The 260-nt window shown below is 69.2% G+C and carries 1 protein-coding gene; it reads right to left on the minus strand.

Features of this window, described 5'->3' with window-relative positions:
• On the minus strand, positions 1 to 260 hold a 260-nt coding region (locus JI666_RS22240; RefSeq protein ID WP_206895093.1), incomplete at both ends, for a hypothetical protein.

The following is a 260-nucleotide window of genomic DNA, read 5'->3' on the forward strand; positions in this document are numbered from 1 at the left end:
GGGTTCCAGCATCGCGTTCAGAAGCTGGCTTTGTACCTGACCGTCAAGCTGCACGGCCATGGTGAAATCCTCGTTCACCCGCCCGCGCGCCGTGGCGGTCATGCCTTGCGGGCCGGACGCGCGCAGATCCACGCGGTAGCCCGTATCGCCCGCCGCGCGCGCGACATCGCCCGCCAGCGTCAGATTGCCCGCAAGACCCGGCGCCAGTCGCCCGATATTCTGCAAAGCCGCCTCGATGGCGAAGCGCGCCTCGCCCGTGG

It is taken from the genome of Bacillus sp. NTK071 (genome assembly GCF_017303315.1).
Classification (GTDB): domain Bacteria; phylum Bacillota; class Bacilli; order Bacillales; family Guptibacillaceae; genus Guptibacillus.